15 protein-coding genes are annotated in these 25,965 nt (G+C 35.9%); 5 read left to right on the forward strand and 10 right to left on the reverse strand.

Annotation, left to right across the window (positions count from 1 at the left end; all coding sequences use genetic code 11):
• Positions 1-16 precede the first annotated feature (16 nt).
• Complete coding sequence (locus ELS83_RS12975) at positions 17-2,785, forward strand: PepSY domain-containing protein (RefSeq protein ID WP_171595983.1); 2,769 nt, start codon at positions 17-19, stop codon at positions 2,783-2,785.
• A gap of 473 nt (positions 2,786-3,258) precedes the next feature.
• Here ELS83_RS12975 and ELS83_RS12980 read toward each other — a convergent pair whose 3' ends face one another.
• From ELS83_RS12980 to ELS83_RS13010, 7 genes are all read right to left on the reverse strand, one after another.
• Positions 3,259-3,510 carry a hypothetical protein gene (locus ELS83_RS12980; protein ID WP_171595984.1) on the reverse strand — a complete coding sequence of 84 codons (252 nt, stop codon included), beginning with the start codon at positions 3,508-3,510 and terminating at the stop codon, positions 3,259-3,261.
• Positions 3,511-3,532: 22 nt separating this feature from the next.
• On the reverse strand, positions 3,533-4,360 hold the full coding sequence (locus ELS83_RS12985; protein ID WP_171595985.1) for a hypothetical protein: 828 nt from the start codon (positions 4,358-4,360) through the stop codon (positions 3,533-3,535).
• A complete protein-coding gene (locus tag ELS83_RS12990) occupies positions 4,360-6,558 on the reverse strand; it encodes a heavy metal translocating P-type ATPase (RefSeq protein ID WP_171595986.1) in 2,199 nt (732 codons plus the stop codon). The genes ELS83_RS12985 and ELS83_RS12990 overlap by 1 nt, the downstream gene beginning before the upstream one ends.
• Positions 6,536-6,919, reverse strand: coding sequence for an HMA2 domain-containing protein (locus ELS83_RS12995; RefSeq protein ID WP_171595987.1), 384 nt, complete (start codon positions 6,917-6,919; stop codon positions 6,536-6,538). The genes ELS83_RS12990 and ELS83_RS12995 overlap by 23 nt, the downstream gene beginning before the upstream one ends.
• A 52-nt stretch (positions 6,920-6,971) precedes the next feature.
• Positions 6,972-7,457 (reverse strand): HMA2 domain-containing protein, encoded by a 486-nt coding sequence (locus tag ELS83_RS13000; protein WP_171595988.1) that lies wholly within the window; start codon positions 7,455-7,457, stop codon positions 6,972-6,974.
• Between the two features lie 547 nt (positions 7,458-8,004).
• The gene (locus ELS83_RS13005) at positions 8,005-8,511 is read right to left on the reverse strand and encodes an HMA2 domain-containing protein (protein WP_171595989.1); all 507 of its coding nucleotides are present in this window, start codon (positions 8,509-8,511) and stop codon (positions 8,005-8,007) included.
• A 1,078-nt stretch (positions 8,512-9,589) separates the two neighbouring features.
• Positions 9,590-10,825, reverse strand: a complete 1,236-nt coding sequence (locus ELS83_RS13010; RefSeq protein WP_171595990.1) for a phage integrase SAM-like domain-containing protein — start codon at positions 10,823-10,825, stop codon at positions 9,590-9,592.
• Positions 10,826-11,522: 697 nt separating this feature from the next.
• Between ELS83_RS13010 and ELS83_RS13015 the strand changes: the two genes are divergently transcribed.
• Positions 11,523-13,721 (forward strand): ligand-binding sensor domain-containing protein, encoded by a 2,199-nt coding sequence (locus ELS83_RS13015; protein ID WP_171595991.1) that lies wholly within the window; start codon positions 11,523-11,525, stop codon positions 13,719-13,721.
• 31 nt (positions 13,722-13,752) lie between these two features.
• Here the strand turns inward: ELS83_RS13015 and ELS83_RS13020 are convergent, their stop codons facing one another.
• Genes ELS83_RS13020 through ELS83_RS13030 form a run of 3 tightly spaced genes read right to left on the reverse strand, consistent with a single transcriptional unit; the run spans position 13,753 to position 20,527 of the window.
• Positions 13,753-16,389 (reverse strand): transglutaminase-like domain-containing protein, encoded by a 2,637-nt coding sequence (locus ELS83_RS13020; RefSeq protein ID WP_171595992.1) that lies wholly within the window; start codon positions 16,387-16,389, stop codon positions 13,753-13,755.
• A gap of 31 nt (positions 16,390-16,420) precedes the next feature.
• Entirely contained in the window at positions 16,421-18,643 is a 2,223-nt protein-coding gene (locus ELS83_RS13025; RefSeq protein WP_171595993.1) for a GH92 family glycosyl hydrolase, read from the reverse strand.
• 27 nt (positions 18,644-18,670) lie between these two features.
• Positions 18,671-20,527, reverse strand: a complete 1,857-nt coding sequence (locus tag ELS83_RS13030; RefSeq protein ID WP_171595994.1) for a beta-N-acetylhexosaminidase — start codon at positions 20,525-20,527, stop codon at positions 18,671-18,673.
• A 450-nt stretch (positions 20,528-20,977) separates the two neighbouring features.
• Between ELS83_RS13030 and ELS83_RS13035 the strand changes: the two genes are divergently transcribed.
• The 3 genes from ELS83_RS13035 (at position 20,978) to ELS83_RS13045 (ending at position 25,830) form a co-directional block, all read left to right on the forward strand.
• Positions 20,978-21,718, forward strand: coding sequence for an NUDIX hydrolase (locus ELS83_RS13035; protein WP_171595995.1), 741 nt, complete (start codon positions 20,978-20,980; stop codon positions 21,716-21,718).
• Between the two features lie 5 nt (positions 21,719-21,723).
• The gene (locus ELS83_RS13040) at positions 21,724-23,328 is read left to right on the forward strand and encodes an MFS transporter (RefSeq protein WP_171595996.1); all 1,605 of its coding nucleotides are present in this window, start codon (positions 21,724-21,726) and stop codon (positions 23,326-23,328) included.
• A gap of 72 nt (positions 23,329-23,400) precedes the next feature.
• Positions 23,401-25,830 carry a glycoside hydrolase family 94 protein gene (locus tag ELS83_RS13045; protein ID WP_171595997.1) on the forward strand — a complete coding sequence of 810 codons (2,430 nt, stop codon included), beginning with the start codon at positions 23,401-23,403 and terminating at the stop codon, positions 25,828-25,830.
• The last annotated feature ends 135 nt before the right edge of the window (positions 25,831-25,965 follow it).

The following is a 25,965-nucleotide window of genomic DNA, read 5'->3' on the forward strand; positions in this document are numbered from 1 at the left end:
TCGCTAATTGAAATGAATGGTACAATTCAAAAAAGTAATATTTAAACTTCATTTATGGCTCGGACTTGCTGCTGGTCTGGTGATTTTTTTAGTATGCCTAACCGGTGCGATATATACATTTCGTGCCCAAATAGAGAATGGTCTTAATTATAAAAATATTGCTGTGAACGAGGAGGGAACACCTCTTTCTTTAGACTCTATTCGTGCTGAATTTAAAAAGAATAATCTTACAATTAATCAAATTGTTGTTCACCCTAAATTAAATCGCAGCATTGAAGTTTTCTATACCTCAATAGATGGTTCAGAATCTGGAATGTATTACGTAAATCCATTTACCGGAGCTATAATTGGTAACAGAAACTCAGCATTAAGTCCTTTTTTTGAGTTTGTATTATCCTTACACAAAAGCTTGTTACTAAATAATATTGGGAAACGAATTGTAGGAGCAAGTGTTTTGATTTTCGTATTCATGCTCTTATCAGGTTTGGCATTATGGTTTCCTAAAAAACTGAGAAGTTTAAAAAGAAAACTGCGATTTAAAAGGAGTGAAGGCAAAGCACGTTTAACTCTTGATTTACACCAAGTAAACGGTTTCTACTCTTTTCTTGTGTTACTATTAATTGCCATAATGGGATTGTATATTACCTACCCATGGATGAAAAGTACATTAATAGTTGTTTTTGGTGGCAATCCGGTATTATCACAGGCTTCTGATAAGCAAAGTGAAAAGATTAAAATGGAATTGGCCGCATCATTTGCTGAATCCTTAAAAAAAATCATAGATCAAAATAATGAGAAGCAGGTTGATGGTAATTATTCCCTTGATACAATCCTTTTAAGAGCGAATGAGGCTTTACCATACAAATCAATAACAAGAATACAATTACCTACTGCCGAGAATTCATGGGTAAGTGTAAGAAAGAGTAATAGGAAAAACTTATTGAGGGCAATATTGATAGATGAATTGGATTTTAACCAAAAAGCTGAGTTGAAAAACAAAAATCTATTTAAGGATAAAAGCCTGGATCAAAAGTTTGTGGCATTGTCGCTACCCTTGCATACGGGAGAAATATTGGGATGGCCAAGTTTGGTTCTATATTTTCTTGTAAGTCTTATTGGTGCATCTTTACCTGTTACAGGCACTTTAATGTGGTACAGACGTATGAAAACTCAAACTCGATTCAATCGAGCGGGCATTATATCAGAAAGTTTAGAAAAGGATTATTCTCACATAAGTACACAAAAATGGTTAATTGCTTATGCAAGTAAGTCAGGTAATTCGAAATTAATTGCACTTGCACTACAACAACAATTTAAAAAAACGGGCTTAAATGTAAAATGTAGTAATATTTCGCAGGTTGGATTAAATGAAATTAGGGACCTAAGCCATTTATTTGTTACGATAAGTACAGATGGACAGGGAGTTGAGCCACCATCAGCAAGAAAATTGTTCAAAGAACTGCGGGATTCAAAAAACGGTACTTTAGATCAGTTACAATATTCAATTTGTGCTTTGGGCGATTCTGCTTACGACGAGTTTTGTAAGGCTGGTAAGGATTTGGAATCTTTATTGCTTAAGAATAAATCAAAAACACTTGTAGAAAGAGTTGATTGTGATACCGATTTTTCAAAAGAATCAAGGAATTGGATAATTGAGTGCATTAATAAATCGCTTTGCCTGAAGGATATTCCTTTGGATGAATATGGAACAGGTGATATTAATTTAAACTCCAAACAAATTCAGTTACTAAAAGTTAAGGAAATTTTTCAATTAACTAAAGGGAAAACTCAAAAGCCATGTTTTCATATTACACTAGAGTCCGATCATGATATTAGCTATATAAAACCTGGTGATTCAATAGAAATTCACCCTAACAATCCTAAATGGTTGGTTAATGATATTCTAGATCGTTTACATATCCGTAAATCGAAATTACTGTTTAAAAACTTAAGTGAAGATAAAGAGTTAACCAGGCTGTCCAAAAATACTTTACAGAGGTATTACAATATATCCCATGATGAAAAATTAAATCAATTATTGAATAGTTCTTCTAAATTGATTAAATATCTGACAAAGGCTAATTTTTATGACTTATTGATGGATTTTCCATATTTTTTAAGTTCGAAACAATTGTTGGCGATCTTACCTCCAAAGAAAGGAAGATTGTATTCTGTTGCATCGAGCACTGCTGTTTATCCCCGGCAAATTCATCTTACTGTGAAATCAATTCGCTATCAGTTTAAATCAAGAAAACACGAAGGAGTTGGATCTATAGAATTAACCGAAAATCTGCAAATTGGTGAAATTCTGAAATATAAACATTATCCTAATTTTGATTTTAGATTGCCAGAATCTCCAGATGTACCCCTTCTGATGATTGGTATTGGAACTGGAATAGCACCCTTTAGAGCCTTTATTCAAGAGTGCATGTGGAATAATTATAATAATAAAATTTGGCTAATTTGGGGAGATAAAAATAGAGAGTCTGATTACTTGTATAAGGATGAACTAGAAGAATTAAAGAAGAACAATAGTCAAATAAGAATAGATTTGGCATTTTCACGTGATGGTGAATCAAAAACATACGTACAAGATATAATTCGACAAAATCAGAAGGATTTTATTAGTTACTTAATCAATGGTGCTCATGTTTATGTTTGCGGATCAATTAAAATGGCTAATGACTTACGGGAAGTTGTAAAAAATAGTCTGTATATGAGTTCCAATTTAAAAATTAGCTATGAGAAACTGAATAAAACCAAATATCATGAAGATACTTATTAAAAGAGAATGAAAGAGGTTTTATTTGATTGAAATCAAGAATAAATACAATAATGCCAGATACTTGTGGTGAATTCCAAACTAATTTTATTGACAGCTGGAAGATCTCAGAAATATTCAATTTAACATATGTACAACCACTTTTATTAAGTGGCAAAATTAAACTTTCTTATTGCACTATTAAAAATGCATTCTACTAATCACTCTCCTACCCAGATGATACTGACTGGAAAGAAAATTTTTACATCTACTACTAATTATACTCAACTAAAGATTTGTAAACACTACATGAATTCACATGATGAATTTATTGAAATAATTATCACTTAAGAATAATGCCCCTAAATTTAACTATCTAATATTCTTTACAATCTGGAGTATAATATAAAAGTGAATCGGCAATTATAACTTCCTGATGAGTATTGATTCATTTCGTTAATCACCGATTACTTAAATCATGTATAGCTTCGACTTCATTATTCTTTTGTATCTTCTTTCAACTTCTGCTCCATTTCAGCAATAAGATCTTCAATATGTTCCTTAGTACTCACCAACTCTTCAATGTTCATATCATCAAAGCCTTTGTCGTTTGATTCTGGTATATTTATACCTTGGCTTCTTAAAAATTCATTAATTTGAGCCTTGTTTTTATTGTATAAGTAATAAGCTCCCAATGAAACACCAACCCCAATTAAAATTCCCGTTGTAAGATTTCCTTTGTTTTCCATAGTTAATTGTTTTATTGTTTAGTTATTGATTAAAATGCAATACCATTCCGTTTATATTTTTTCCTACGCCTTCAATAAATTCATCATGCGAATTCATTAGGTCCTTAGAGCCATCGAACATAGTATTTCTAAACCCTCCTCTTGTTAAAGCAAAGCTTTTCGATAGCTGATGAAACAAATCAGCAACAGTTCCCCTGTTTGGTAATTTCGAAACATTCAGATGATAGTATATTTTTTTGTTCTCTTCCTTTTTTCTTGCTACTTCCAGCACTATTCCCTCATTGTCATTAGTTGAAAAATGTCTGCCAAATGTACTTACCCAAGTAAGGGCAGTAGGAATAAGTAATCGCTGATTACTTACCACAGAATTCACCAGCAAGCCTATTGAAAGTACTTCAGGATCAACACTACCTTTTTTACGATAATCAAATTCAGCATGTTCAATTACAGCAGCTGCCGTAGTTACAGCACTGATCCAATTTGTTGCCTTTTTTAATATGAGATTTTTAGAAAAAAGATTTAATGTAACCGCCGTAACAATACATAAGCCAGAAAATATTCCTTTGGAAGTAATGAATTCACCCTTTCCTTTCTGAGTAATTTTCACAGGAATCATATTATTTTCCACCGAATAAGCCACAGCAACTCGAATAAGAATTTCGTTAGCTTTTACTACTTCATTATTAAAGAAGACCAGAACATTCTGACTTAGCGGATTATAATCGAATGATTCTATTCCACTATGTTCCAATACCTGAGACTTTAGTTTCTTGAAATGCTTGATGGGTTTCGAAAAATTTATTCGCAACCTATTATTCAATCGATGTTTTATTTTTAATACCAACTCCATTACCTTTCCATTTTGAAAAAAAACAATCTTAACGAATTTGAAACCACAGCCACTGTGGTCATATTGTGCAGAAATGCACCCCAAAATACTGGTAAAAGTCCAGTAGCTCCCAGAACAAGACCCAAACTATTAATTCCTATCGAAGCAATAAAATTCTGTTGCACAGTTTGCATTGTTCTACGGGAAAGTTGAATTGCCGAAGGAATTGTTAATGGGTTATCACTTTGTATGGCAATATCGGCAGCTTCCATTGCAATATCTGTTCTCTTGCTTCCCAATGCAATACCAACATCAGCATAAGCCAACGCAGGTGCGTCATTTATACCATCTCCAATCATTACTACTTTAGAGCCTTTAGACTGAAGATTTAAAGCAAAGCGGGCTTTATCTTCGGGCATTAATTCCGACTTGTACCGATCGAAAGTCATTTTACTGGCAACCACCTCCGCCTGCTGTTCCACATCTCCAGTCAAAAGGATAATATCATCAACTTCAAGGTTTCGTAAACGATTAATGGTTTTTTTCATATTCTCCCTAAGAGGATCATTCAGTCCTATTAATCCGCATAGTTTATTTGATTTAGAGACATAGACTATGTTTTCCCCACGAAGCATCAATCTCGAAATAATGTCTTTAGCTGGTTCCAACAGAATTCCATTCTCCTTCATAAATTTAGCATTACCAACCCTCACAATACTTCGCCCAATTTTAGTTTTCACTCCCCTGCCTATTACAACCTCAATTTCATTGTGTTTCGGGATTTTTATTCCATTTAACTTCACTCGTTGCATAATTGCATGAGCCACAGGATGTGTTGATGTTTCCTCAGCTGCTGCTACTATCCCAAGCAAATCAGGAATATTTAACTTTTCATCAACAGGAATAATGGATTTTACTTCAGGATTCCCTTCTGTCAAGGTTCCGGTTTTATCAAATATGACTGTATCAACTTCTGCAAGGGTCTCAAGGTAGTTGCTGCCTTTAATTAATACTTTATTTCTGGCACCGGTAGAAATTGCTGCTGTAAGCGCTGTTGCTGTTGATAAACGTATACTACAAGAGTAATCGATCACCAACATATTTAGCGCACGCATTGGACTTTTAGTAACAGCATATACGATACCTCCCAGAATGAAATTTAATGGTATGAGGCTGCCAGAAAATTTATCGGCAACATTTTGCACCTGTGCCTTATTGTGAGAGGCCTCCTCAACCATATGAATTATTTTCGAAGCAGCAGTATCTTCCTGGGTTTGTTCGGCCATAATGGAAACAGTTCCGGTTTTTATTGTACTGCCTGCAAAAACATAGTCACCTTTTGACTTCTCTTTTGGCATATACTCCCCAGTAATCGAGGAATCATCAACTGTTGCACTTCCATTAATTACCTTCCCATCAACACTGATGATCTCACCCGAATGCACAACAATGGTATCTCCTTTATGTATTTCTTCTTGTGGTGTTTTTATCAATGAGCCATCCTGTTCTAATTTCCATACGAATTTTTCTCCGGTAGCAAGCATTGCCCTTATAGCTTTTCTTGTTCGATTCATGCTATATGCAGTAAGCAATTCAGCTATATCAGAAAGCAAAATAATAGTTAATGAGGAGATCCCATTACCTGACAGAAGACTAGCAAGAATAGATACAGCGCTTAACGTATCTGCATTGGGTCTCTTATTATACCGTAGAGATTCATAGCCACTCTTAAAAACCGGTCGGGCCAAACTCAAACTAGTCAGTGCAGTAAAATTTGTAAGTCTTCCAAACATGGAACGAGCTGGAGTGGTATTTCGTTTAAAAAGCGCCCAAGCCAGTGCTGCCGATCCTACCAATACATTTCGGAACAATTCTTCCACAGGCTCTTCCTGCAATCGCCGTTCATTTACGGTAAGTCTCGATTTTTCTTTTCGTTCTCCCTTAAATGCAGGAATGGAAAATTGTGAAATAATATCTTCTACTTTACGCAAAACAATTTTCGAATCAAATTCATCAGAATAATATATCAACACATTACTTGTTATGGGAGAGATTTTAACCGATGAAATAAAATGAACGCTTAACAGTAACTCTTCTATGTCCTTCTTATGATCCGAAAGAAATTTCAATGCACGGCAATATATTCGCATACGACCATGTAACTGGTGTATAGGATTACATTGTAGTAAAGGTCTTTTATAGTTCTGCCTCAAATTCATAGCCTTCTTCCTTTAGCTCTTTGTACATTTCATCTACCTTATTAATCGTCATCTTTTCCTCCTTCGTTACGATTTCATATAGCTTTTCTCTTACTCTGTTAAGAAATGTCAGAATATGTTTATCAGAGGTTACATCCTTGTCATATAAAATCAATGCTTTTGACGAAATAAAATTCACATTTAGGGATTGAATGCCTTTTAATCGGTATCGTTGAAAGAAGCTTTCTATTTCCTGAGGTTCAATTTTGTTTTTTACGTATTTAAGAATTGGTATTTTAACCCTTAACCTTCCGGGAATACTGTGCACCAATTGAATCTTGGATAAATTAAATGCAGTTCTATATAAGAGATTTGTAGACATTATTTACGATTTAAGTTATTTCCGGGAGTTAAATTTACAAGTCAAGCTTTTATCACGGCTTTTGCAAGTTCATATACGCCCAATACAAAAAATTCAATCCAGGTGGCATTAGGTTGCGCTTGACTATCATCGAATAAGCTCCAAAACCAATAAATGAAGTAGTTACCAAACTCCTTAAATCCATTACTCCATTGGTATACTCATAAACACCAGTATTTAGTGATTTAAACAAATCCTTTAACTCCTTTGTTAGCATTGAATTTGGAGATTTTTCAATTGATTTTTCAAGCCCTAATAATTTAACCAGGACACCCGTTAAGGTTTCAACATCAATATGATCCTTATCAAACTCAATTAATACTTTTCCCGTAATAGGATTGGGCGTGATACCATTGATTTGTTCCGCCTTTTCTAATTGAGTTTTTAATTGTTTACATTTGTCAGGCTCATTTTTTAGTGTAGGAACTAAAAATCGAACACGGCCAGGTATTAGATGCATTATTTCAACTATGCCTTTAAATCCTTTAAATCCTTTCATACCTTTGTTCATTAAATTTCCTGCCAATAGCCTTGCTATCAGTAAACCTGTTATGATGCGCATAATGTATTAGATGATTCGTTTTCCCTCTTACTAGTAAGATAATGAAAATTACCATTTTTAGAAAATCTACGAACTGGAATTCAAAGCTTTAATTTGAATCAATATTGTTTTTTATGAACACTTATATTTTAGTTTTTATTCAAACAGGCTGTTTAAGAAATACCTTAAAAACTTGATTTTTTATATAAAAATCATGAATTAAGAATTTGGCAAATAAGATTTCTGAGGTGAGAAATAACAGATGTTCATTAACAGAAAAAAACGCTGTATTCGAGGATTACAACGAAAAACTATGCATCGTTAAGTCGAACGATATGAAGAGCAAAAGTTAAGATAAGAGAATTTTTGTCCTCACATATATCTTATTTTATGAATCAAGAGATAGACAAATTTCAAACGTTTTAAACATCATTTGATAAGTGTATAACCGAATTATTTATAGAGATTATAAATTTGTCTATCTCTAAATTCTATGTATAAGTATTTATGAAATTTGATTAGATCGACGTCCATTCCCTATCAATCCATTCACTGATTTTTGAAGAGGTTTTCTATTTAAACCCATATGTCCTAAAACGATGCCGGTAAAAGCTGTCCCAAAAGCTATGTGCCATTTCTTACTATCAAATGCCAAGGCCCCTAGTGTTCCTGCGAAACTAATAATCATACCAGGATTTACAATACTTCTCACTTTGCTTTTGTTACTCTTGGAACGTTTTGTAGTGATATGATCCTGCTCTGGTGGGAAACAACTTTTCCATTGTTCTTTTAGCCTCATTTGCATGTTTTTCATTGATTCATCATCCTTATACAAAATCAGAATTGATCCAATACAATCATTCAACCTCACTTCTTTAACATGCTCAATGGTTCGAATCCTATCCATGAATAAGTCAGTCTTTTTACGATCCAAAAAAACTTTATTCACACAGCGAATACGCCCAGGTATATGACTAACCACATTCATAGTTCTATCTCCTCTTCCAATCATGATTCAATTGTCTTCTTTTATAGATGTCAAACATTTTGGAACTGTTGTCCCATTTAAATTCAGACAAAAATATCTAAAAAGCTGAATCATACAAAACTAGGCTTTTATTTAGACAATGATTTCATTATACCAAAGATTTAGAGTCAAATATGTATAGTTACATTATAAGTAGTTCCATAATAAGGGTACATTTTACATACCCAAACTATATTTAATGAACCAACATATGGTAGGTTCACAAAAGGCATACCCTATTCGCACCATATAGATATTTTTCAGGTTCATTTTTGAGGTGGGTTCAAAGCTGGGATAATTTTGATCGAATTAAGCTCAATTGTAGATCAATTTTGGGTTCAGGTTGAAGTGTACCCTATTTTGAACCTCTAATACATTGTGAATCTAATGTTATTAAGAAATGAGCCTAAAAATTATTTTCTCACTCAATTATCATTTTCTTTTAAAAAAAATACACATACAATACGTTGTGTATCCGTACCACTTTTTCTGCGTGATTTTTCAACAATCAAGACCATTTAGGTTCATTAGAATTGAGAATAACAAGTAGAAACTAAATGGCTTTTGATCACATCTAATAGTCATATTACTTGATAATTACACTACCATTCACTTACTAGACTTATGTAGACATCTGAGAACGAAGCCAGCCATTGAGTTTGGATAATATCTGTGCTAAATTGGTAGAAGATAAGTAACTTAAAAAGTATGTGTATGCGTAACAATATTACCTGCGTATACACATACAATTTAATAGAAAATTGAAGTATTATTTGTGCTTAAAAGTATGTGTATCTGTACACATTTTTTCTGCGTTCATCATTCCAAATGCCCAGTAAAACCTACCATTCATAAGGTTTTATCAATAAGAGTAAATTGAATTATAAAGCATTTAGTCAATAATCTTAAAGGCAAATTTAATATTTTTTATTTACGGCCAAATAAATTAATTGTTTTTTGTTAAAACACTAAGTTGTATTCCAGCTACTGATTTTGCCATCATCTTTCCATTCTCCATTCGGGAATGTTACACTGAAATTTACAGCATAACAACAGCCAACCACTAACCCCAATATTTCTGCATCGAATCAATAACAGATTTTTGTGAAGTCTTTTTATATTTTATTAAGGTTTTGGGATCCCGTATACCTGTAATTTTCATAATTATATGATCAGGCATTCCCTTTTCACTTGACAAGGTGATAAAGGTTCGTCGAGCTGTATGACTCGACACCATTTTATATTTAGGATTGTAAACCACCTCTTTCTTAGTTCCCCTATATATGATTTCCTTTATATCTTCATTAAACTCGGCCAATTCGCAAACTTTCTGAATATGCTCGTTAAACTTCTGACTAGATATCCGGGGTAACTCCCAGTCATACTTATCTAAAAGCTCTTTTAATTTTAGATGCAATGGTATAAAACTTTCAGTTTCTGTTTTCTCAGCTTTCTTAATTATCATTTCTCCTTGAACATCCGATTTCTCAAAAACCGAATAATCCGAAAATCTTTGTCCAGAATAAACACCTATTAAAAACAAATCTCTTACACGCTCCAATGATTTACGTGGCAATGAGATATTTTCAAGAATTGCAACCTCTTCACTAGTTAAAAAGACATCATCCGGTTGATACTTGTTTACGGGATTCTTTATTGTCTTTAGGTTGATATTGTGATATTTCGTTTCAGACCAAATCAAGACAGTAATCAAGAAATTAATTGTACGGTGTAATGTGTTATCATTATGTGGTTTAAACGGTTTAACCCTGATAACACGTAAAAACCCGCAAAATTCATCTATCCAATCCTGGGTAATTGAATTAAATTCTATTTTTCTTCTCTTTTTGGTTTCAAAAGCTATTAACTTGTTTTTAAGGTTCTTGTATTTCTGATTCCAGGAATGAGATTGTCCTTTAGACTTATTTTTAGTATCAATAAAATCCTGAATAGCATCTATGAGATACTGGCTCTCCCCTTTAATGGCTTTATGCTTGAATTTTTCATCAAACAATTGCTTTAGTAATTCTCTGGTTAAAGGCTTATTAAGCTTTTCATACTCTTTAATTTTTTCATCCAAAAAGTCGGAGTACATAGCTAATACGGAACCAAGATGTTTCAATTCTACACCCCCAGCCCCTCTTTTTACCACTGGCATTCGACTTTTACTATTCCAATTATCAGGGTGAATCTTTTGATTAGTAGAATATTTAAAGTTTTTATTCTGATTTTTTAAAAAATAAATCAAATAAATTGGCGTGATTTTATCACTTTTGGGTTCTTTAAGAAAAAAATACATAGCTTATATTTCGTTTCTACAAATATACAAAGGGGAAAGTTAAGGGGAAAGAAAAAGTGCTTTTAAAGTCAATTTTGAAGTAATTAAAAAGATAACAAACCTCGCATAAGCCTTTATTTATCTACATAGTACAGAATTCGAAATATTTTACAGATAGAATGTTCGAATCCCTCTCTCTCCGCAGACAAAGGGAACTTCAAAATTGAGGTTCCCTTTTTTATGCATAAGTTTTGAAAATACAGGAAGAGGGATGATCCCGATTCTCGGGAGTAACATGTTCATGACGACTGAAAGAAGGAATAATCCCTCTCTCTCCGCTGAAAACAAGCACTGAAGTTGAAAAACTTTGGTGCTTTTTTTATGCAATAAATTCAATGGAATTAGAACCTCTGGGTTCGTAACATATTCATGAAAAAAGATTCCATCATCTTAAGTACCTAAATTAAATTTATTGTCATTGACCTCTTAATTTCAAATAAAGAACAAATTTTTCACACTAGTTAAGCATTGCAATATCAACTAAAATCATCTATAATTATTTGATATCAACACTTTACAAAATACTTCCATGTAATCTTATAAATATTACATAATTATTTATCATTTGTTTTATAATCAAATACTTTCATCACATTTGAAAATCTAAACTTTATGATATAGCTTAGCAATATAAATATGATTTTAAAGCAAAGATTAGATGTTATTACGACTAAAACTCTACTTATTACTAAGCTTGGCAATATGTAACAATCTAACTGCCAAAAATTTTTTCACGAACCACGCAAAATATACTACAGAGCATGGTTTGCTTACCAACAATATTTACAGTCTGTTTCAGGATCAAACGGGCTTATTATGGATTGGTGGAAGTAATGGCATAAGTGTGTATAATGCATATCAGTTTAAGAGTTTCCCAATTCCCAATCATAACTTCATCGATACTGTTCAGCACATTAGTCAAATCAATAAAAATCAACTTTTCGTTGGAACCAATTTGGGTGTTTATGTTTTCGATATTTCCGGAAAGGATTATCGCCTCATACCGACTTCTGAGAAGCAGGTAAAAAATCTAGCTTTTAGCTTTCAAATTAAAGGACGATACTTTTTGGGTGGAAAAACAGGTATTTTTGAGTATCTGCCCCAAAAACAAACAATCCAAAAAATTAACAACATGTCAGTGAGTTGTGGTCAGCAAACACCAGGTGGAAAAATATGGCTTGGAACCTTTGATCAGGGCATACACGAAGTTGAACTAGTGAATGATCGGCTACAAAACAAATCTATTTTCCATGAAATGGAAGAAAGCATAATTTCAATCCACTTTAAAGCCGATAATACTCCGCTTGTGCATACTCAAAATGGGTTGTGGATTCGTGACAATAACGGATTTAGGCGTGATGTTGGTGGTACCTTCTCAACCACTGGAATTAACCTAAACGATGATATCTACATGACCGTGTACAAGAAAGGCTTCATGTATCAAACCGATGATTCCAAATTGCCATACTTTGATGAAGGTGTAAACTCAGAATTAAACGATTATTACGAGAGGCAATTTACTGTTTCGTTAACTGATGAATCGGGAGCCATATGGTTGGGAACCAAGGAATCTGGATTAATTAAAATCGACAATAAAAATATCTGCTATTCACAGTTCACGACAGGTCCAGACATTTCCATTAATTATGTAAATGGTATACTGGCCATTGATAATAATGTTTTGGCTGGGTTGTCTCAAATTGGTTTGTTCTGTGTAGACATAAAAAAGAAACAACTGACTCCATTACTAACCGATGAAAAAGTAAAATTTATAGAGGCAATTGTCCGTAAAGATAGCATGATCTTTCTGGGTACGAGGTATCATGGAGTCTTATCGGTAATCATGCGAAAAGGCAATACATTTAAGCCCGAAGATATCAAACACATTTACGATGATAAAATTGGTCTTCTAAAAGATTCATATATCCTGGACCTTTCCTTGCAGAATGATATCATTAGCATTGCAGGAAGACAAGGCTGTTTTTCGTACTCCTTAAAAACGAAAACTTTTGAAAAAATCTCAGACATTCCATCCTATAAATATCGAAGGGATTCTTTAGGGAACGATTGGAACGTTTCAACCAAAAATGAACTTTATTACAATGGCGATAAAATACACCCCAATACCTTTGTGTCAGATTTTACCTTTGACAAGGATAACAACCTTTGGCTGGCAAGCAACGATGGACTTGCACTCATTAAATCCGGAACTCAAGAGTTAAGCTTCTTTAAGCCGCATCAAGGTAATTTTACATTTACCTCTCTTCTAATAGATCCGAATGGTCAGATATGGATTGGTTCACGTATGGGGATATTTTGTTATCATCCTGAAAAGAACAGCTTTGCCCGTTATAAAATTAAAGGAAAATCGACCAACAATAGCTTCAATAAAGGAACCATAACAATGTCGGAAGAAGGGCAAATTATGCTAGGTAGCAACAATGGAATTATAGCGATTTGCTCCATGAAATACAAACTTCTTCCGCCACCTAAATTCCAGGTACAAGAACATATAAATGGCGAGGAAGGTATTTTCTCTGTTAGCAACCTTTCGTTTAATCACCAGGAAGACAATGCGATTGCATATCGATTTGTGCATCCTGACTCCACCTGGCACATTAACCAACACGATAATCGGATTATTGACCTAAGCGATTTGCCCCCTTTCACATATGAGCTGGAATTTAATGCCATCAATTCCGATGGAGTCTGGGGCGAATCTTATACAACTTCCTTTTGGACTGAGAATAAGGACAAACCAAGAATTTTCATTTATGCCATAGTCATCTTTTTTGTGCTACTACTCGTGCTCGCTAAATTCTTCCTAAAAAATGAAGACGAAAGCCATACGATTTAAGCTGGACAATATAGCTTGATTGATACAATCTCTATTCCTGGTATTTCTTAAACACTTTCAGCAGCTGATCGCCTGCACCTATTTTATATCCATTTGATATATAGAAGATTTCTTTATTGGCAGAAATCATGGCTAAAACCGGAAACTGATTTTCAAAACTCTGCTTTGTTGCACTTTCAAAATCTTGCAGCAATTGATCGTTTGTCACAAAAATTGAATTTTCAGGCAAGTTATAATCGTCTTTATTGAAAACTTTTGCCCGATCATCATTCGGCAATACAAATACAAAGGGTGTTTGTAAATCGTCAAAAGACTGTTTTAAATCCACAAAATCTTTTAACACATGCTTTGTTGGTTCTTTGTCAGGATCGAGCCAAATCACAGCAATTCCATTACGCATCGATTCCGAATCCAATTGTTCTATTTGTCCATCAACAGTTTTTAATTCCGATGGCAAAAGGAAGCTTCCCAAAGATTCTAATGCTTTCTCTTCCTTTCTCAGTCCTACATCAATCTCTTTATGCTCGTCTTTCGACAGATTAAAAAAGGATAAGCGGGTTAACAGGCTTCCATCCTTTACTCGTTCGGCCGTATACAGCATATAGTTTCCGCTTGCCAACTTCAATTGAGCTGGAAAATCAGCCAAAGCTTTCTTAAATTCAAACTCCAATGTTTTGTAGCTTCCATTTTCGAATTTGGCCAACGTAAAGTTTTTATAATATTCACAGGCATCTTTGCTCGATTCGGTGGCTTTTAATTGAATGCTGCCAAAATCTTCTATTTCTTTCGGCTGTAATTTTCCCAAATAGACATTGGTCCAATCTTTACCAATTTTGTATTGAGCAATACCTGTAACTTTATCGATTCGGGCCACTACACCAGCAGTTCGGCACATGGCTACAAAAAGAATTTTTGCGCTACCCAAATCCGAAGTTTTCATTTCAAACACTCCTTTTGGTGTTGCTGGCACCCAAATGTAGTTTTCTCTTTCATTTATACTGATATTTTCCAAAATCCAATCTTTGGCTTTGCCAGGATCTTCCAGTATATCTCTCCAGAAATCATTCTCAAATTTTGGTCTTAAATAAGCTTTGTAAGCTGATAATTGCTCCATCGCAATTCTAGGATTCAAAACATACTGAACATATTCATCTTCTGAGTATTGCCCCTTGTATTCTATCGTATTATTCATATGACTAAGCAGCACTTCAGCTTTAGCATCCCGTAAATCTTTTTCAGATATATGTTGAAGCAGCGACAAAATCCACATTTTACGATCGACAGGGGTCTTTGTAATTACATTTTGGATACTCTCCCAATTCCCTCTTGATGCTTTTATTTTCTGCCAAACTTCACTTGTATCCAAACGTTCAGCTTTTGCCAGTTCTATGGCTTTCTCTTTGACCATAAAGGTGTTTTCGTAGGCCAAACGAATGGAATCTTCGTAGGCCAATCGTTTTTTGTTGTTTTCCTTCCCTTCTGCCGACACTTTAAATGCAGCCTTTTTAACCGGAGGAATTAGATCCATATCTACAGTTCTCTCAGAAAAATCGCTCCCAGAAAGTTCAATGTTTAAAGTATCCATATCGGCAACCGATACTTTTTCGAAATTAAATTTGTTCTCTTTCCATGTCCAAACCAGAACATCTCCCAAACCTAACTTCAGCTTGCACAAACCATTCTCATCGGTTTGTAAATCGGCAAGATGATACAATTCGGCATAGTTGCAAACTAAAAATCCAACATTGGCCTTTTCTATTGGTTTACGGTTTCGATCAAGCACTTTAACAAAGAGATTTTTTGCAGTGGCGTAATTCTCAACCTGGTTTAATCGAGTATAATTTTCGCGTTTATAAATTAGGTCTGAAGTTTCATAATGACCTGGTGTTTGTGTCGCAGTCAATATCGCTCGTCGGCTAGGTTCCACAAACCATCCCTGGTTTACATCAGCTTCTGGTTCGCATGCACCCATAAAATACCATTCACCATCGGCCCAAAATTCAACCCATGCATGGTTATCGTCCTGGTGCACCCAACGCGGCGTATAAATCTGACGAGCTGGAATTCCAACAGCACGCAAGGCCGTTACCGTTAGCACCGACTCCTCGCCACAGCGCCCTTTTGCATTTTTAATGGTGGCCAAAGGTGCAGATGTTCTTCCATCGGTGCCTGTATAGGTTACTTTTTCATGACACCAGTGATTTACCTCAAGTGCAGCATCTTTCATACTCATATGCCTAACACGCTCCTTCAACTCTTTAAAAATCACAAGTCTTGCAGAATCCATATTTTCGGTTCCTGCACGAGGAGGAAGTACAAAATGTAAAAAATCTTCTTTGCTGACTTTCTTTCCCCAATGAAATGTGTTTTGAGCTTTAAAAGCATAACGAATCTGCTGCAGGTAATAATCTGAATCGTAATTACTCAAATCGCTTAAAGTTTCGTATGCATACAAAAACTCCAAAGCCTCACGTTCTTTTATACTAATATCCGACGAAAAGACATCAAGCAATTGTTCTTGCCTGTTTTTTAAAAACTGCTCTTTTCTTTGCTCGAATTTCTCCTTAATCTCCTTTCTTTTCTTCGCATCGGAAACAAGGTGATCGGAACAAGCCGATAAAAACAAACCCAGTAAGAGTGTAATGTATAAAAAGCGCTTCGTCATCATATTATGTGTCTTTCAATTAGATTCTCAATTCTTATTGTGGTCTGTTTTCGAATGCACTGCCAAAAGTAAAATTTGGCTCGGCTCCCATCACAAACTTCAATGTTCCACCTTTCACTATATCCTTATGGGTGATAAATGATTTGTGGTATGATTTTCCATTCAATTCAACAGATTGAATGTAGATATTCTCATCATTATTATTTTCGGTGGTAATTACTAAAGATCTGTTTCCTGCTAAGTTAATTTTAGCCTCACTAACCACCGGACTTCCAAAAACATAAACTCCATTGGCTGAATTTACCGGATAAAACCCAAGTGCCGAATAGATATACCAGGCCGACATTTGCCCGCAATCTTCATTTCCTGATAATCCATTTGGGGCATCGTGATACAAAGTTTTAAGAATTTGACGAACCCTTTTCGCCGTTTTCCACTGCTGTCCTACAAATGCATATAAATAGGTTGTGTGGTGCCCAGGTTCGTTCCCATGGGCATACTGACCTATTAAACCTGAGATATCCGAAGATGCTTCTTCCCCAAGATCAGAACTAATGGTAAATAAAGAATCCAGTTTCTGAACAAATGCATCTTCACCTCCAAAAAGATCAATTAAGCCATATGGATCATGAGGCACCAACCATGTGTATTGCCAGGCATTTCCCTCACAATAATCATCGGCGCGATGTTTGGAATGTACAGGATCAAAAACTTCTCTAAATTCTCCCGAAGCAAGTTTGCCTCGCATAAAGCGAAGATCCTTATCGAAGTAATGAGTATAGGCTTTTGCTCTTTGTGAGAAATAATTGTAGTCTTCTGTTTTTCCCATCTTTTTCGCCATTGCTGCCACACACCAGTCATCAATGGCATATTCTAATCCAATTGCCACCGATTCGTGTATGGAATCAGCCGGAATAAAACCCATTTCTTTAACAAACTTCATCCCTTCAAAATCGAGCATGGAAGAAGCCTTTATCGCCTCAAATGCCAATTCTGCATCGAAGCCATCAAAGCCTTTTAGGTAAGCATCCACAATTACGGGTATGGCATGGTTTCCGATCATGGTATTGGTTTCGCTTCCCGATAAATGCCATACTGGTAATTTGCCCTGCTTCTTATAAATCTCTAACATGGTATTCACCATATCGTTTACCTTATCGGCTTGGGTAATGGTAAATAAAGGGTGCAATGCCCTGTAGGTATCCCAAAGCGAAAACACAGTGTAATGCTCTACTTGCGAATTTACTACGCGATCGTCCACGCCAATATAATCGCCATTGTGATCGTTAAAAAGCGATGGAAAAAAGGCCGTATGATAAAGCGCGGTGTAGAATATTTTTTCATCAGAAGGATTGTTGAATTTTGCCTCAATGGCTAGTAATTCATCATTCCATTTTTTTTCGGCCGCCATTTTAACTTTATTAAAATCCCAGTGCGGAACTTCGGCTGTTAAATTGTTTTTTGCACCCTCAATACCAATCGGTGAAAGTGCTGTTTTGGCCATTAACTCATTTCCTTCTTCAAATTCAATCAGAAAGGTTCGAGGATTACTCCCATTGCTATACTTCGTCTCTAAAACATTTACACTCTTAATTTTTAAAGAAAACTGAGCATGAAAATACAATTTCTGGTTTTTCGACCAACCTTTTGAAAATCGATGGCCAGCAATGGTATAATCATCTATCTGTTCCAGTTTTCCATCAGTAAATTGATCCCATCCAATGCCCGAATGAAGGTCGATAATTAACTGTGCAGCATCATTATTCTTAAATGTGTACCTGTGAACCCCTACTCTTTCGGTGGCAGTTAATTCTGCAAACACATTGTATTTATCGATATGAATTGAATAATAGCCAGGCTGAACATGCTCATCGTCGTGAGTATACAAAGCAGTCCAATCTTCCATACCAATCTGATGCTTTGGTATAGAATCCAAAGCAACCGGCATAAATAACAGGTCGCCATAATCGCCAATGCCGGTTCCACTCAAATGTGTATGGGCAAATCCCGTAAGGGTTGAATCGGAATAATGATAGCCCGAACACCAATCCCATCCTTTAAAAACATTATTGGGTCCAAGTTGAACCATGCCAAATGGAAGGTTTGCTCCCACAAAAACATGTCCATGACCTCCTGAGCCAATATATGGATCAACCTTATGGATATAGGAATTACTTTTTTGCCCGGTAGAAACACATGAGAGCAAAATGAAAATAGGAAGCGTTAAAAAAATCCTGAATGCAAAATGTTTATTCATGCTTAGTAATTTTAGTGTACAACTCGCCTATTCAGCTTTTGAGACGATTGCAGTTTTAAGATCATTAAACATTTCTCCTTTGTAGGCTCTTGCTTTAATTTCACCTTCTTTTTTTACCACAAATGGTTCTGTGTAAAGCAATGAATTTCTTGTAGGAACACTTCCGTCGAGTGTATAAAAAATTTCTACCCCGTCGTGCGGATATGCCAACTGCAAATTCACAGTGGTGGTATCGGTCAATTCAATTTTCTCTTTTAATCCTTCTACAGCCGGTATGTAATAGTAAATACCCATTTCATCCAGGCGAGAATAGTGTTTGTTGATTCGATGCGAAAAATCTTTAAAGTTCTTTTGCTCTTTTGCTGTCCATGCCGTTTCGGCCAAAGGAATTAAACGTGGAAAAGCCTGGTACTGTAAACGCTTAAAACTTGGAATCCACTCCGACCAAAGATTGGCCTGTACGCCCAAAACATGCTTGCTTTGTTCTGGAGTTAAATCTGCCGGCACAGGTTCGTAGGCATATATTTTTTCGATTGGATTGTGATCATTTAAATAATCGTAATAATAGGCTGAAGTGGTAGTTACAACCACATCGTTCCCTTTTTGGGCAGCAATTTTTGGCGATTGTGGCGCCCAGTGTCGCCACCACATTACAGTCGCATCTTTGCTTAATCCACCTTCAATAATTTCATCCCAACCCAATAATTGTTTTCCTCGGGATTGAAGGAATTTTTCGATTCGACGATTAAAATGAGATTGTAACTCATGTTCGTTCGATAATTTATGCTTTTTAATTTCGGCCTGACATTTCGGACATTCCTGCCATGATTCGATTCTTACTTCGTCACCTCCAATATGTACATATTTGCAAGGGAATAATTCAACCACCTCTGCCAAAATATTTTCCATGAATTCATAAGTAGTCTCCTTACCCAAACAAGCCGGAGTTGAAAACACTTTGCCCCAACCTGCTTCACCTGTACAGGATAAGAACAGGTAATTATCAATTGCAGATTTAAAATGTCCCGGCATATCTATTTCGGGCACAACCGTAATGCATCTCTCATCAGCGTAAGCTATAATTTCTTTAATTTGTTCCTGGCTAAAGAATCCTCCATACTCTTTTTTACCATTGCTTTCGCGATAATTTTTCGGATCGATTTGATACAGCTCATTTTCTTTTGCAAGATTCATACAAACGGTATCCTGATTGTTTTCAATTCTCCAGGCCCCTTTCTCGGTAAGCAACGGGTATTTCTTAATCTCGATGCGCCACCCCTGATCATCGGTAAGGTGCATATGATAGGTATTCAATTTATACAGAGCCATATAGTCTAAAAACTCTTTTACCTCATCTACAGTAAAGAAGTGGCGGCTAAAATCCATGTGCATTCCACGCCACGAAAAACGAGGCTCATCTTCAACAGTACAACACGGAACAAACCATTCGGCATCAACAACACTTTTGCTTTCTATCTGCTCTGGCAACAGTTGACGAATGGTTTGAACTGCATTAAAAAATCCAGATTCACTCGAAGCTTTTACTAAAATTTGTTTACTCGTAACTTCAATTCGATAGGCTTCAGTTTTCAAGCCTTCTGCCTTCGTAAAATGCAGGTCACCAAACTCATTAGCACCAGAGACATCTACTTGAATTCCTGCCGCAGCACTCAGCATATTTCCCAGATAGTTTACTGCTTTTCTTGCATCTTCATCTTTAATGGTAATACTTGTTTTAGACTGAAAACGAAATGAACTCTCATGAAGTTCGAACGAAACCGGTTTTGGTATAAGTGAAATTTGTTTCTGCGTAAAATTTGGATTGGAGCATGATGCAAAAAGCAAGATCATCATGAGCGGAATAATAAGAAAATGTGTCTTCATGGAAGTATAGTTTGGTACGGAATCACAATTATAAAATATTAGAATTAAAAAACATAACTTCTTTCAAAATAAAGACAATTCGAAAATACTTGGTTTCACGATAAGACAAAATAGATCCTCTAAATTCTGATCGATTCAAAATTGCACCACTACTGGTTAAAAGAAACAGATCACATCCAGTTTTATTTCGAAAAATCACTTTTACACAAACAAATTATTTAAAAGCAATACAAATAAGCGCTAAGATATTTGAGCATAAATAACAGCGAACGATTAGTAAACACAAATCACTTAGTGTACTTTTTACAATTTATAAAGCGAATTCGATTGCAGAAAATTAAAATTCTCTTTTTGTCAATATCAAAAAAGGTCTTACATTAGCATCAAAATATACTTAGTGTAGTTTTTACACAACCAATTTTAAGCCCTAACATTTCGACAATTACAACAATGACAAATCGAATTCTAAATGATTATATATCTGTAGACTGTGTAATATTTGGCTACAACGACAATGAACTTCAGGTTCTGCTTGTAGAACGAACACTTACTAAGGAATCTACAAAAGAAATTGAATTCACAGATCTTACCTTAACGGGAAATCATATTTATGAGGATGAAACCATTGAAGATGCTGCTTATCGTGTTTTATATGACCGAACCGGCCTCGACAATGTTTACCTCGAACAGTTCAAAGCATTTGCACATCCCAATCGATTAAAAAAAGAAAAAGACAGAAAATGGTTGATTCACGATGGACGTGATCCTGAACAACGAATTGTGTCCATCGGTTTCTTTTCCCTGATTTCGACTCGCAACATTATCGTGGAATCGAAATGCGGGATTGCAAAGTGGGTTCCATTATCGGAAATAGGAGAACTGGCCTTCGATCACAATCAGATTGTTGAGGAAGCTTTAAAAGCATTGCGCAGCAAAATTAAGCACGAACCAATTGGATTCGAACTCCTTCCAGAAAAATTTACACTTACCGAATTACAACATGTATATGAAGTGATCCTGGGAACAGAATTGGACAAGAGGAATTTTAGAAAGAAAATTGGAAGAATGAAATACCTGGTTCCTTTAGATGAAAAACAAAAAGGAGTAGCACACAAACCTGCCCGATTATACATGTTTAGTCGTGATGTGTACGAAAAAACCAGGAAAGAAATGTTTGATTTCACAGTTTAATGCCCATGAACAATACCTCTAAAATATCGATTCGCGAAAAAGTTGGTTATGCTTTGGGTGATGGTGCTGCCAATATCGCCTGGCGTGGTGTAGCCACCTTCCTGTTTATATTTTATACGGATGTGTTCGGTATTGGTCCGGCTGTAGTTGGCGTTTTAATGCTGGTAGCACGTTCATCGGATGGAATAAGTGATGTTTTAATGGGCATTGCAGGCGACAGAACCAATACCAGATATGGAAAATTCCGTCCCTGGATTTTATTTACCGCCATTCCCCTTGCGGTGATTTTATCATTGCTATTTACTTCGCCAAAGCTATCGGATACAGGTAAAATTATCTATGCCTATACCACCTATATTCTGTTTACACTGATTTACACTGCCAACAATATTCCATATGGTGCTTTAATGGCTGTAATGACTGGTGATGACAAGGAGAGAACCAGTATTGGATCGTACAGAATGGTTGGTGCTTTTGCAGGAGGAATGCTGGTGCAGGGAGCCTTGCTTTTTCTTGTGGCGCACTTTGGAAATATCAATCCAAATATCACCCTCAAGGAATTGGAAAGTGAAAAATACCAACTAGTTATTTCGGCCCCAACAGATGTTGAAAATGTAAACATTAAAACCAAAGATGGTATTGCCAATTTTGTTTGGGATACCAAATTGGTACAGGACAGCACTCCTTCGAAGAACAAAAGCTTTAGTATTGAAGCAAATAAGGAATATGCCTTTATCGTAAGTGGTGAAAGCAATCTAGACAAAGACAAAATCATTGTTATCGACCAAAAAAGTGGTTACAGTAATTCTATATACCTGATGTCAGGATTCCTGGCTGTTTTCATGCTGATTACCTTTTTAAGCACCAAAGAACGAATTCATCCGCCAAAAGAACAGCAAAATAACCTGTGGAAAGATTTAAAAGATCTTGTTCAAAATAAACCCTGGTTGGTTCTACTTACAATAGGCTTACTTTTTAGCATTTACAATTCGATAAAGCAAGGCATTGTAGTCATCTATTTCACACATTATTTGCACAACCAGTTGTTGGCGGCATCCTTTATGGTGGCCTTAATGATTGCATCAATTGCAGGTGCCATGATTACCGCTCCTTTGAGTAAAAGAATGGGCAAAAAACGCTTATTCATTCAAGCATTGGTGTTCTCAGGCGTAACAAATGCAGCCATATTTTTCTGCGGTCCTAACGATACAGCAGCCATTTTTACTTTAGGGATTGTATCGGAATTTGCAGCAGCAATATTCCCAACCCTATTCTTTGCCATGTTGGGTGACGCTGCCGATTATTCGGAATTTAAAAATGGTCGACGTGCAACCGGCCTGATTTACTCAGCAGGTTCTTTTGCCACCAAATTTGGAGGTGGAGTAGCCGGTGCAATTATTGGTTTTATACTGGCGGCATTTCATTACAACGGACAAGATCATACAGCCATACAAGGAGCCATTCCTGGCATCAAAATGCTTATGAGTTGGGTTCCGGCACTTATTGCAATACTGGGCGCAATATTTATGAGCATATATCCATTGAACCAAAATAAAATGAACGAAATAACTACTGAATTAAGTAGAAGAAGACTTGTAGAAGGAAATTAAGAAACTGTTGATTTTTATTGAACGGATAATCTGAAACAGTCTCAAAAAAAGTAAACATTTAAACAAATAATTATGCAGTACGGTTTCTTTGATGATACCAATAGAGAGTACGTAATTAACTCACCAAAAACACCATTCCCATGGATTAATTACCTGGGAAACAAGGATTTTTTCGGGTTGATTTCAAATACAGCGGGAGGATATACATTCTACAAAGATGCCAAATTCCGTAGATTGACAAGATATCGATATAATAATGTTCCTATTGATACTGGTGGACGATATTATTACCTGAAAGATGAAGAGACGATTTGGAATCCAGGCTTTAAACCAAGTCAAACCAAACTTGATCATTACGAGTGCAGACATGGTTTGGGTTACACCCGGTTTTTAAGTCAGAAAAACGGAGTTTCATCTAACCTGTTATGCTTCATCCCACTTGATTACATGGGTGAAGTACACCTGTTGAAGCTACAGAATGATTCTAATAAAATCAAAAAGATAAAACTCTTCTCTTTTGCTGAGTGGTGCCTGTGGAATGCCGAGGATGACATGGCCAATTTCCAAAGAAACCTGTCGACAGGCGAAGTGGAAGTTGAAGGCTCGACCATCTACCACAAAACGGAATACAAAGAGCGACGCAATCATTTTGCATTCTTCTCTGCCAATGTAAAAATAGATGGTTTTGATACCGATCGCGAAAGCTTTATTGGCATGCACAACGGATTTAATAATCCTGAAGTGGTGGAAAATGGAAATTCCAAAAACAGCATTGCCCATGGTTGGTCGCCAATTGCATCCCATTATATCGAAATAGAACTACAGCCTGGCGAAGAAAAAGATTTTGTTTTTATTCTGGCTTATGTGGAGAATGAAAAAGATGACAAATGGAGTTCAAAAGCAGTAATCAATAAGAGTAAGGCATACAAAATGATGGAGCAGTTTGATTCATCGAAGAAGGTGCTTGCTGCCTTTGAGGAGCTTCAGAACTATTGGTCGAAATTGCTGGATACATTCCAACTGGAAAGCAATGAACCTAAGCTTAACCGCATGGTAAATATCTGGAACCAATACCAGTGCATGGTTACTTTTAACATGTCGAGAAGTGCCAGCTTTTTCGAAAGCGGTATCGGACGAGGAATGGGTTTCAGAGATTCCAACCAGGATTTAATCGGGTTTGTACACCAGGTTCCGGAATTGGCAAAAGAAAGAATACTGGACATTGCTGCCACCCAATTCGAAGATGGTGGATGCTACCACCAATATCAGCCTTTAACAAAAATGGGTAATCATGCCTTGGGTGGAGATTTTAATGATGATCCGCTGTGGTTGATCCTATCGGTTACATCTTATATCAAGGAAACTGGCGATTTTGGTATACTCGATGAACAAGTTCCTTTCGATAATGATGAAAGCAAAGCCAAAAGTCTGTTTCATCATTTGCATGTTTCTTTTTACCATGTGGTAAATAATTTAGGTCCTAACCAATTGCCATTAATTGGTCGTGCCGACTGGAATGACTGTTTAAACCTGAATTGTTTCTCGGAAAATCCGAACGAATCCTTCCAAACAACAGGAAATAAAAAAGGCAATACGGCAGAATCGCTCATGATTGCAGGTCTGTTTGTGGTCTACGGAAAAGAGTATGTAAAACTGTGCAATCAAATTGGTAAAGGTGAAGATGCAAAAACAGCCCAGATCCATATCGATAAGATGATTGAAGCGGTAAAAAGCAAAGGCTGGGATGGCGAATGGTATTTAAGAGCCTACGATTACTTTGGCAACAAGGTAGGTTCGAATGAAAATGAAGAAGGTAAAATTTTTATAGAATCCCAAGGCTGGTGCACCATGGCCGAAATTGGAGCAGATGAAGGGATGCCGGAAAAAGCACTGAACAGCGTTAAAAAAATGTTGGATACACCCTATGGAATTGTATTAAATAATCCTGCTTTTACGGAGTACCGAATTGAATATGGTGAAATCTCTACTTATCCTGCCGGATATAAGGAGAATGCTGGAATTTTCTGCCACAACAACCCTTGGATTATCATTGGAGAAACCCTTTTGGGAAGAGGAGATCAGGCTTGGGATTATTTCAAGAAAATTTGCCCTGCCTACCTCGAAGAAATTAGTGAACTGCACAAGGTGGAACCATACATCTATTGCCAGATGATTGCCGGGAAAGATGCGCATAAGCCAGGAGAAGGCAAAAACAGTTGGTTAACCGGAACTGCTGCATGGAACTATTATACAATTACCCAATACATTCTAGGCATACAACCCGATTACAATGGTTTAAGAATTGACCCTTGTATTCCTTCTAACTGGAAAGAATTTAAGGTGATTAGAAAGTTTAGAAATGCTACCTACAATATCAACATTTACAATCCAAATGGAAATTGTAAAGGGATTAATTCTCTCTCAATTAATGGAATAGAAATTACTGGTAATCTTATTCCGGTTCATCCTGAAGGAAATTACCAGATTGATGTTCACATGTAATTTATGCTCCACCTAACCCAAAATGATACCCTATGATTGATCAAGCAAATTATCAAAATAAAAAATGCCGAAAGGATATGTTGGCCCAATCCAATCGGCAAATAATTCATAACAAATTAACGCTAATGAATCATT

The sequence above is a fragment of the Marinifilum caeruleilacunae genome, from assembly GCF_013141825.1.
In the GTDB taxonomy this organism is placed as follows: Bacteria; Bacteroidota; Bacteroidia; order Bacteroidales; family Marinifilaceae; genus Marinifilum; species Marinifilum caeruleilacunae.

Bases quoted from the DNA above. Each gene is read 5' to 3' on its own strand.
- ELS83_RS12975 (WP_171595983.1), top strand. From the start codon at position 17: ATGGTACAATTCAAAAAAGTAATATTTAAACTTCATTTATGGCTCGGA.
- ELS83_RS12980 (WP_171595984.1), bottom strand. From the start codon at position 3,510: ATGGAAAACAAAGGAAATCTTACAACGGGAATTTTAATTGGGGTTGGT.
- ELS83_RS12985 (WP_171595985.1), bottom strand. From the start codon at position 4,360: ATGGAGTTGGTATTAAAAATAAAACATCGATTGAATAATAGGTTGCGA.
- ELS83_RS12990 (WP_171595986.1), bottom strand. From the start codon at position 6,558: ATGAATTTGAGGCAGAACTATAAAAGACCTTTACTACAATGTAATCCT.
- ELS83_RS12995 (WP_171595987.1), bottom strand. From the start codon at position 6,919: ATGTCTACAAATCTCTTATATAGAACTGCATTTAATTTATCCAAGATT.
- ELS83_RS13000 (WP_171595988.1), bottom strand. From the start codon at position 7,457: ATGAAAGGATTTAAAGGATTTAAAGGCATAGTTGAAATAATGCATCTA.
- ELS83_RS13005 (WP_171595989.1), bottom strand. From the start codon at position 8,511: ATGATTGGAAGAGGAGATAGAACTATGAATGTGGTTAGTCATATACCT.
- ELS83_RS13010 (WP_171595990.1), bottom strand. From the start codon at position 10,825: ATGTATTTTTTTCTTAAAGAACCCAAAAGTGATAAAATCACGCCAATT.
- ELS83_RS13015 (WP_171595991.1), top strand. From the start codon at position 11,523: ATGTTATTACGACTAAAACTCTACTTATTACTAAGCTTGGCAATATGT.
- ELS83_RS13020 (WP_171595992.1), bottom strand. From the start codon at position 16,389: ATGATGACGAAGCGCTTTTTATACATTACACTCTTACTGGGTTTGTTT.
- ELS83_RS13025 (WP_171595993.1), bottom strand. From the start codon at position 18,643: ATGAATAAACATTTTGCATTCAGGATTTTTTTAACGCTTCCTATTTTC.
- ELS83_RS13030 (WP_171595994.1), bottom strand. From the start codon at position 20,527: ATGAAGACACATTTTCTTATTATTCCGCTCATGATGATCTTGCTTTTT.
- ELS83_RS13035 (WP_171595995.1), top strand. From the start codon at position 20,978: ATGACAAATCGAATTCTAAATGATTATATATCTGTAGACTGTGTAATA.
- ELS83_RS13040 (WP_171595996.1), top strand. From the start codon at position 21,724: ATGAACAATACCTCTAAAATATCGATTCGCGAAAAAGTTGGTTATGCT.
- ELS83_RS13045 (WP_171595997.1), top strand. From the start codon at position 23,401: ATGCAGTACGGTTTCTTTGATGATACCAATAGAGAGTACGTAATTAAC.